Source organism: Deltaproteobacteria bacterium, from assembly GCA_003194485.1.
GTDB lineage: Bacteria > Desulfobacterota > Dissulfuribacteria > Dissulfuribacterales > UBA3076 > UBA3076.
Genome location: PQXD01000006.1, coordinates 97619 through 105854 on the forward strand (window position 1 = coordinate 97619; position 8236 = coordinate 105854).

Consider the following 8236-nt stretch of genomic DNA (forward strand, 5'->3'; position numbering starts at 1 on the left):
TACACTGATTTCTACGTTCATGGCACTTCTCCTTTCGGTTTGATTTTTTGTTGATGATAACTCTTACAAGGAAAAGTGCCTTTTTTCTACCCATTCAAAATTCACACAAGATATTTTACACTACCGCTCAAAGATCTAGACATGATCATCGAGCTTACGGGTCTTGACGAAATGGCCGTTAAGATCTCCCGAACCAAGCCGGACCACGTCCGGTTAATGGACCATATTACTGCAAGACTCTTTTGGGATCTTTTCGAGATTGAAGAACAAAGGGTTGCCGAGGTGGAGCGGATAGAGGCGGAGCTCAGGGAAACCGAGGAGAGATATCGCACTGTTCTGGATGCGTGTCCTGATCCTGTTGTTGTTTACGATACAAAGGGTAAGGTTACCTATATAAACTCGGCATTCACGCGAATTTTCGGGTGGATATCAGAGGAGCTTAAGGGCAAGAGACTGAACTATGTCCCGGATGAGAACTGGCCCGAGACCCAAATGATGATTGATAAGGTACTGGCAGGAGAGAGTCTCTCTGCTGTTGAAAGCCGTCGATATACCAAAGGAGGAAACGTCATTGACGTCAGTATAAGCACAGCCGTCTATTTGGATCGGGACGGGAACCAGGCAGGCAGTATCCACATCTTACGAAATATCACCTCGCGCAAGCAAGAACAGCAGGCGCTGCGAAGGGCTCACGATGAGATGGAATTGCGTGTCAAGGAGCGCACTGCCGAGCTGACGGCAGCAGTTGATCAACTGAGGCATGAAATAGAGGAGAGAAAGCGCGCGGAGGTGGAGGTCAAAAAAAGTGAAGAGAAGTATCGTATTCTGTTCAACTACGATCCAAACTCCCTGTTCATGGTCGAAATGGATTCGGCCAGGATACTTGACTTGAACAGGGCGGCCGCCAAGTCGTATAAATATGACCGCGGAGAGTTGATAAAGATGTCTTTCTTCGATTTGTTGGATGCGGACGACGCCGAGCGGCTCAGCAAGAAGCTTGGCTGCCTTGCCAAAGAGGGTGATTACGTGTTTGTACCCAAGCTGCAGGCCAAGAGGAAAGACGGCAGTCATTTCTACATTGATCTTCATGCCAGTGTAGGGAAGTTCTCTGAAAGAGAACGTGGATCAACCGGTCTTTCCCTGATTGTCAGAACCGTGGATATTACTCTCGGCCTTGAGAGGCAGGCCCAATTGATTCAGGCCGGCAAAATGGCAACCCTTGGTGAAATGGCGACCGGTATGGCTCATGAGCTCAATCAGCCCTTGAATGTGATGCGGATGGGGGCCGATTTTGTTGCCAAGATGATACGGCGCGGCCAGAAGATCTCAGACGAACAGTTGTTGATGGTGAGCAGTAACATCAGCGAGCAGGTGGAAAGGGCCGCGAATATCATTAATCATCTGCGGGAATTTGGCCGAAAGAGCGAGTTCAAGGTCTATCCTGTTGACATTAACGAACCAATCAAAAATGTGTTTACTATCATGGGCGAGCAGTTCAGGCTGCGGGGCATAAAGGTCAATCTGAAGCTGGACAAGGCCATCCCCAAGATTATGGCCGGCAGGAACCGGCTGGAGCAGATATTTATTAACCTGGCGACCAATGCCAGGGCCGCGATACAAGAAAGGAGGCCGGAAGAGGCCAAGGAGATCACAATTACCACTTATCCGGAAGGAGATTGGGTCGTGGCTGAGGTCTCTGACACGGGTAAGGGCATTCCGGAACAAATCCGTAAGAAGATCTTTGAGCCTTTTTTTACGACAAAAGCCACAGGAAAGGGGACCGGCTTGGGGCTGTCCATTACCTATGGTCTCGTAAGAGATTTCAAGGGCCGTATTGACGTGGAATCGACCCAGGATGTAGGTACGACATTCAAGGTCTGTTTTCCGGCCTATAAAGAAAAGATGGGCTCGTAAAGAGCAAGAAGAGGAGACATCAGAATGACGAAAGTGTTGGTTATTGACGACGAACGGCCCATTCTGAAGATGCTGGATCTCTATCTATCCAGTGAAGGGTATGAAGTGCTGACCGCCGATAACGGCGAAAAGGCCCTGGAAATTTTTGAGAAACAACACCCAAAGCTTGTCCTGACCGACATCAAGATGCCCGGAATGGATGGAATAGAGGTGCTGAGAAAGATCAAGGAAATGGACAGCCAGGTGGAAGTCATCGTGATCACAGGCCACGGTGATATGGACACAGCCATCAATGCACTCAAGTATGGGGCCTCGGATTTCATCGCAAAACCGCTCCGGGATGAAGTCCTCATGGTTTCGCTGGAAAGGGCCAAGAAAAAGGTGGCTATGAGCGAACAACTGCAGGATTATACCGAAAACCTGGAGCTGAAAGCGGAACAGTATAAGCAGGAACTCGAAAAGGCCCAGGACGAGATGATAAAAGCTGAGCGCCTTGCCTCCATCGGGGAAACCGTAGCCAGCCTGGCCCATTGTATAAAGAATATCTCGACCGGTATGGGAGGCGGCATGTATATGGTCCACTCAGGCATAGCCAAGGAAAAACCCGATCTGATAGAGGAGGGCTGGGCCATGTTCCAGCGCAACCTGGAGAGGGTCTCGGATCTCGTCCTGGATCTATTGAGATATGCGAGACAGAAGAAACCTCAACGAGCGCCGTATGGGATCAATGAGATCGTCTCCGAGGTAGTGAGGAGCTTCGAGAGACATGCCGGTGATCTCACCGGGTCAAGCTGAATAAGGCCCTGGCCCCAGACCTCCCCGAGGCCCTGGTTGAGCGGGACGGTATACATCGGATGCTGGCGCACCTGGTCTCAAACGCCATTGACGCATGCATCTATGATGCAGATACCTCAAAGAAATGGGAAGTCACGGTTACGACCAGGATAGAAAAGACGGCCGACTCCGGCAAGACCACACTTATTGAAGTCACTGACAACGGATGCGGGATGACAGACGAGATAAAGGCGCATCTCTTTGAAAGATTTTTTACTACAAAAGCAGGGCATGGCATAGGCCTCGGCCTTCTGGTCGCGCAAAAAATCATTCGCGAACATGACGGCAGGATCTCCATCGAGTCAGAGGCCGGAAAAGGAACGACGGTATCTGTTCACCTGCCGGCATAGGTGCCTGAAGATCTTTTCAGGCCCTTTCCGGTGCAGAAAAAATCCCAACTGCCGATATATGGATGGGATTTGCAGATGGAACGGTTAAGGCATGAAGCTAAATGTAAAAAAGCAGGTAAAAGGAAATTTGAAGCAATACGGCAGATGGGGTATTCAGCGGAATCAGACCTGAGAGAGCGGAAGTCGCACGGTAAAGTTGGTACCGACTCCGGGCTTGCTGTCAAGGGTGATAGTCCCGCCCAATTTTTTGATGATATTCTGACTGATCGGGAGACCAAGGCCTGTCCCTTTCCCCGGGGCCTTGGTGGAAAAAAACAGCTGAAAAATTTTTTTTTGGTTTTCCTCTGTGATGCCTACTCCATTGTCTTCAAAGCTTATTTCCACATCTGAGTCGGTTGTAAGGGTTTTTATCCGGATGCATCCTTTGTCGTTCCCCTTACTACGGATGGCATGAATGGCGTTGGTAATGAAGTTTACAAAAACCTGCTCCAACAACTTTGGATCAGACTTGATGGGTAAGGGACCCGGTATAAACTGGGTGTCGACTTCTATGGACGTGTGTTTGAGTTCGGGCCTGAGAAAATTAATGCTTTCCCTGAGGATGTCGTGGATATCAAATTCGGTTAATGCCGGGGCTGAACCGCGGGCGAAGTCCAATAATTCATGAGTTATGCTGCGACATCGCCCGGTCTGGTGACTGATCTCCTTGATGGCCTTTTCCAGTTCTTTCCGGTCCTCTGGATTCAGGCCCTTAGCATCGCTGATTACCATGCCGGCCCATCCAGAAGCCTCAGCAATAATCGCTAAAGGATTGTTGATCTCGTGGGCGACCCCGGATGCTATCCTCCCTATCTCTGCTAACCTGTCTACCTGCACCAGGTCTTCCTGTATCTTCTTCCACATGGTGATGTCCCTGCAGACTCCGACCGTGCCCACCCTTTGGCCTTCCCTGTTCATCAGGTTTATCAGAGAAACATTGCAAAGGACTGTGTCTCCTTTCTTGTGACGGAAGGGAATGTCGAGTTGCACTGTAGGGCCCTCATCCTGGGAAGAGATAAAGAACCGCTCAAATGATTCAGGGTCTTCGGCCAGATCCTTGATGTAGGTACCTATTAGTTCTGCCGGGGAGTAACCCAACAACTTTTCACCACCTCTGCTAAAAGAAACCAGCATTCCGCTTGTTTCTGTGGCAAAGATCATGTCTTGGGAGTTTTGCAAGATACACTGGAGGTAGCCCCTGGTTTGATGTAGCTCTATTTTATAGCTGGCCAGATCCTGCTTGACCCTTTTAAGTTCAGCCTCCAGCGACTTATTAGAATCCATAGATTTTCCGCAACTCAGCAATGGCTTTTTTCATCCCGCGTGGTCCCATCCCACGATGGCGAAGCTCATCCAGTTGTTCCTGGAATTTCTCTTCCTGTAACTTGACTTTCTTCTCGTACGCTTCTTTAATGACGGTCACAAGGTTGTCGTAGTCAACAGGCTTGAGCAGATACTGAAAGGCTTCCTCGTGACCACTTTCCAAAGCGCTCTCTATGGAGCCATGGCCGGTCAATACGATGCATTGCAGGAATGGCTGGATCTCTCTAAGCCTCCTTTGCGTCTCCACTCCGTCTATCCCGGGCATTTTTAAATCGACAACCGCTACATCAAAATGCTCTTGTTTTGCCGCCTCTATAGCTTCCTCTCCGGAAAAAGAAACCTTCACCGCATAGCCCTGCCTGAGAAGACGCTTGGACAGGTATTCGAGCAAAGTCGCTTCATCGTCCACCAGCAGAACTCGAATAATTCGATTGGTTGATTGCTCATTCATAGATCGCTCCTTAAAATAAGTTGCAAGTCCCTAAATACATTCATGCCAAAACATATATCTATTCGAAGACCTTTATTATTTTCTCAGGATAATGTCAAGAAAATTGCCAACCCAAGATTAATATCTGCCGGCCTCACAAGGCTGAGAGGGCATAATGCAGGTATAGTTATAATATCGTATTTTTATAAACGCTCGTTTATTGTGCCGATGCGTTTTTAGTGTTTGATCTTTCTGTCATAGGCATCGTTGATTTTTGCGATCAGGTCTTCAGTATTACAGGGTTTGCTCAGATAATCATGGGCGCCGAGCTTTATTCCTTCTATGCCTGATTCCCTGGACGCATGGCCGGTTAGCATGATTACCTCGATAAGCGGTTTTATCTTCTTGATTTCCCGCAGGGTCTCGATCCCATCCATACCAGGCATAAGTACATCCAGTATGACCACATCAAAATCGTAATCCCTGGTCATTTCAAGGGCTTTTTCACCGCTCAAGCAAGTTGTCACATCGTACTGGTAGTTTATCAGGCGCCTGGAGAGAAATTCCAAGAACATTTCTTCATCATCAACCAGCAAAAGCTTGGGTTTTATCTCTGGCCTTTTGATCAAAAATTGCTCCTATTTGCCGGACTTATAATTTTGCCCGGCCTCCTTTTCCAGTCTTCCGGAATTTAATGCTGTAGTCGCTCATCTTTTGGCGAAGTGTGCGGGGTTTAATCTCAAGAAGTTCAGCCGCCCTGGCCCTCTGTCCGCTCGTCATCTCTAATGCCCTCATAATGATGGTTTTTTCCAGCCTTTGGCGCGCCTTTCGTAATGGTTCAACAGGGCCATGGGCTGCAAAATCGAAAGATGACGCTATTGGATCATGAGTTTCTTGCCCGGAGCCCTCCTCTCCGGAGTCAAAGGCGACTACGTCCATAATATCCTCTGGAAAATCATTAACAGTGATTAGCGGTCCCTGGGCCATCAGAAACATTCTTTCCACTACATTTTTAAGGTGTCTGATATTTCCCGGCCAATCGAAAGACATCAAGCATTCCATGGCATCGGGAGAAACAGATGCCTTGGGTTTTTTATATAGCTTGGCAAATCTTTCCAGGAAATTATTCACCAGATGAGGAATCGCTACCTTCCGTTTCCTTAAGGGAAGAAGGTTGATAGGGATCACTTTTAGGCGATAGTAGAGATCCCTTCTAAAGCGCCCCGCCTTGACTTCAGTTGCCAGATCCTTGTTGGTCGCCGCAATGATACGGACATCCACCCTGATGGGGATCTCTCCTCCGATTCGACAAAAACAACCATCTTCCAGCACACGCAGAAAGTTCACCTGATTAGGCAACGAAATCTCCGAGACTTCATCTAGAAAGAGGGTTCCGTTGTGGGCCTGTTCAAATCTCCCCCTGGTTTGCCTAACAGCACCTGTGAAGGCCCCCTTTTCATGGCCGAAGAGCTTACTTTCAAACAAACCTCCTGAAAGAATACCGCAGTTTACCGGCACAAAAGGTCTATTCCTCCGGCTGCTTTTTTGATGAATAATACGTGCCACAAGCTCCTTGCCGGTTCCGGACTCACCGGAAATCAAAACATTGGCGTCAAACCGGGCAATCTTTTGCACGGTTCTGATCACCGAATACATGTGCTCGCTTACCACGACAAACTCTGGAAACAGGTCCGGCTCGATTTGGCCGTGCAGTGCGATCTTATGTGGCCTCATCCCTTCTTCACCTTTTTGTCATCCATCCAGCTGCCGATTACCCAGATCCCATACAAGGCCCTTACAGGTGATTACCTGGTTTTTTTAAATTAGTAGCAGATAGGCAGAAAAATGTCAAAAACTATTTAGCCTCAAAACTCTACGGCATAAATATGCCGATTTGGCACCCTTCATATGTAAGTATTCTTATGAACCCGTTATATCCTGCCTTGAAGCGGTTACCTTTTTCCGGGTTTCAAAGCTCACTCATCGCAGACCGGAGAGGCAGTGCAATCCGGCCCGCGATCGAAACCCTGCAAAAGGCAAGCCGCTCCTGCGGCAGGGCGCGGATGGCAACCGTTCACGGAAAGGGGATATTTCTTTGAACAGTTCCGGCTGTCCTGGAGATGCCGGTACCGGAGTTTCGTTTTCCCAATCAACTGTTTTGGGGACTCATCCATGCATACAGCAGGATGTTGTGGGTCGAAAGGACGCTTATAGATATCCAGCACCATTTCCATGTTCGCAACAAAGTTGCCATTTTGTTCCGGCGGTATTACCCGGCCTTTGCGTTGCCAAGGCTTAAGTTCATTTTTTTTAAAATGCGGCGGACCGTTTCATGGGATATGCTGTCGATGTAATCAAGTTCAACCACTTTATCAGCCAGTAACCGCAAGGTCCACCTGGAGAAACCTTCCGGCGGCTCACCGCAGCTCAAGGCGACCAGATGAGCTTCAAAATCACCATCCGCCTTTTTGGTATATACACGACTTCCTTTTTTGCCATTAAGGGCTATGTCAAGCCCATCTACAACAAAACGCTTTTTGACGCGGTCAATTTTCCTCATGCTTGTTTTTAGCACTCTGGATATTTCTTCATTGGTTGATCGCTTTTCTTGGTGCCTTCCTTCATCACAGCCAAGCAAAATCAAGGCGTTGATAACCTTTTGTGACTTATGCTTACCTTTGGAAGCTATCCTTTCCAACTCATCCCGTTCATCCTTGGTCAATGTCACTGTGAATTTCTTCATACTCAAGCCTCCCTGGTTGACTATAAAGAATTATATCACACCATATTACGACATTTCAAGGTTGACGTGACAATGGTCTATTGGCTCCTTCGCTTTTCAAGAGCTTCGATGATCTCTAAGGAGGCTGTCACGTAATGCAGGCTATGGCACAGCATCAGGCAGTGGTTGGTTGCCCTTAACAAGAATGCTTGATATCGAAAAGTGCAGGCATTATATAATATAAATAGATGGTAGAAACAGATGGAAAAGTTGTCCTGCCTTGAAGGACACAGAAGGTGATTCCCACTGTAATCCTTTTCTATTCAGCTCCAGGTCAGGAACAGGATCTCCTGGAAATTAAGGGCAAGTTCCTGCAGCTCACTTGGCATGGTCGGGAATATTTGATCTTTGCCCACTTTGAGCTCCACGGTTACCACAACCAGATCCTTGCCCACTTTCTTGAGGATCATGCGATCCCCCACTGCTGGGTCACAAAAGAGCGTGTCCCGTAAATCATATCAGCCGAAGATTTCGATTCGGCCAAATTTTGGCCTTATGCCCCTCTGGACTTTCTGGAAATGCTGATTATTGAGATTCATTGTCATAAGAGCCTTATTCCACCCC

The 8236-nt window shown here is 48.1% G+C and carries 7 protein-coding genes and 1 pseudogene; 3 read left to right on the forward strand and 5 right to left on the reverse strand.

Annotated features, from left to right (window positions below):
* Window positions 1-75 precede the first annotated feature (75 nt).
* Genes C4B57_05090 through C4B57_05100 form a run of 3 tightly spaced genes read left to right on the forward strand, consistent with a single transcriptional unit; the run spans window position 76 to window position 3098 of the window.
* Window positions 76-1914, forward strand: a complete 1839-nt coding sequence (locus tag C4B57_05090) for a hypothetical protein (GenBank protein ID PXF54982.1) — start codon at window positions 76-78, stop codon at window positions 1912-1914.
* Window positions 1915-1938: 24 nt separating this feature from the next.
* Window positions 1939-2709 carry a hypothetical protein gene (locus tag C4B57_05095; GenBank protein ID PXF54983.1) on the forward strand — a complete coding sequence of 257 codons (771 nt, stop codon included), beginning with the start codon at window positions 1939-1941 and terminating at the stop codon, window positions 2707-2709.
* A gap of 59 nt (window positions 2710-2768) precedes the next feature.
* Window positions 2769-3098, forward strand: coding sequence for a hypothetical protein (locus C4B57_05100; GenBank protein PXF54984.1), 330 nt, complete (start codon window positions 2769-2771; stop codon window positions 3096-3098).
* A gap of 162 nt (window positions 3099-3260) precedes the next feature.
* Here C4B57_05100 and C4B57_05105 read toward each other — a convergent pair whose 3' ends face one another.
* The 5 genes and pseudogenes from C4B57_05105 to C4B57_05125 all read right to left on the reverse strand — a co-directional run bounded on the left by C4B57_05105 (window position 3261) and on the right by C4B57_05125 (window position 7633).
* Complete coding sequence (locus C4B57_05105) at window positions 3261-4421, reverse strand: hypothetical protein (protein PXF54985.1); 1161 nt, start codon at window positions 4419-4421, stop codon at window positions 3261-3263.
* Entirely contained in the window at window positions 4411-4884 is a 474-nt protein-coding gene (locus tag C4B57_05110; protein ID PXF55013.1) for a response regulator, read from the reverse strand. Before C4B57_05110 ends, C4B57_05105 begins: the two co-directional genes overlap by 11 nt.
* A 242-nt stretch (window positions 4885-5126) precedes the next feature.
* Window positions 5127-5501, reverse strand: a complete 375-nt coding sequence (locus C4B57_05115; protein PXF55014.1) for a hypothetical protein — start codon at window positions 5499-5501, stop codon at window positions 5127-5129.
* Window positions 5502-5541: 40 nt separating this feature from the next.
* Window positions 5542-6624, reverse strand: a complete 1083-nt coding sequence (locus tag C4B57_05120) for a hypothetical protein (protein ID PXF54986.1) — start codon at window positions 6622-6624, stop codon at window positions 5542-5544.
* A 372-nt stretch (window positions 6625-6996) separates the two neighbouring features.
* A pseudogene (locus C4B57_05125) lies at window positions 6997-7633 on the reverse strand (IS630 family transposase).
* Between the last annotated feature and the right edge of the window lie 603 nt (window positions 7634-8236).

Coding starts and splice junctions, on each gene's coding strand:
- C4B57_05095 (PXF54983.1), top strand. CDS start 1,939: ATGACGAAAGTGTTGGTTATTGACGACGAACGGCCCATTCTGAAGATG.
- C4B57_05100 (PXF54984.1), top strand. CDS start 2,769: ATGCTGGCGCACCTGGTCTCAAACGCCATTGACGCATGCATCTATGAT.
- C4B57_05105 (PXF54985.1), bottom strand. CDS start 4,421: ATGGATTCTAATAAGTCGCTGGAGGCTGAACTTAAAAGGGTCAAGCAG.
- C4B57_05120 (PXF54986.1), bottom strand. CDS start 6,624: ATGAGGCCACATAAGATCGCACTGCACGGCCAAATCGAGCCGGACCTG.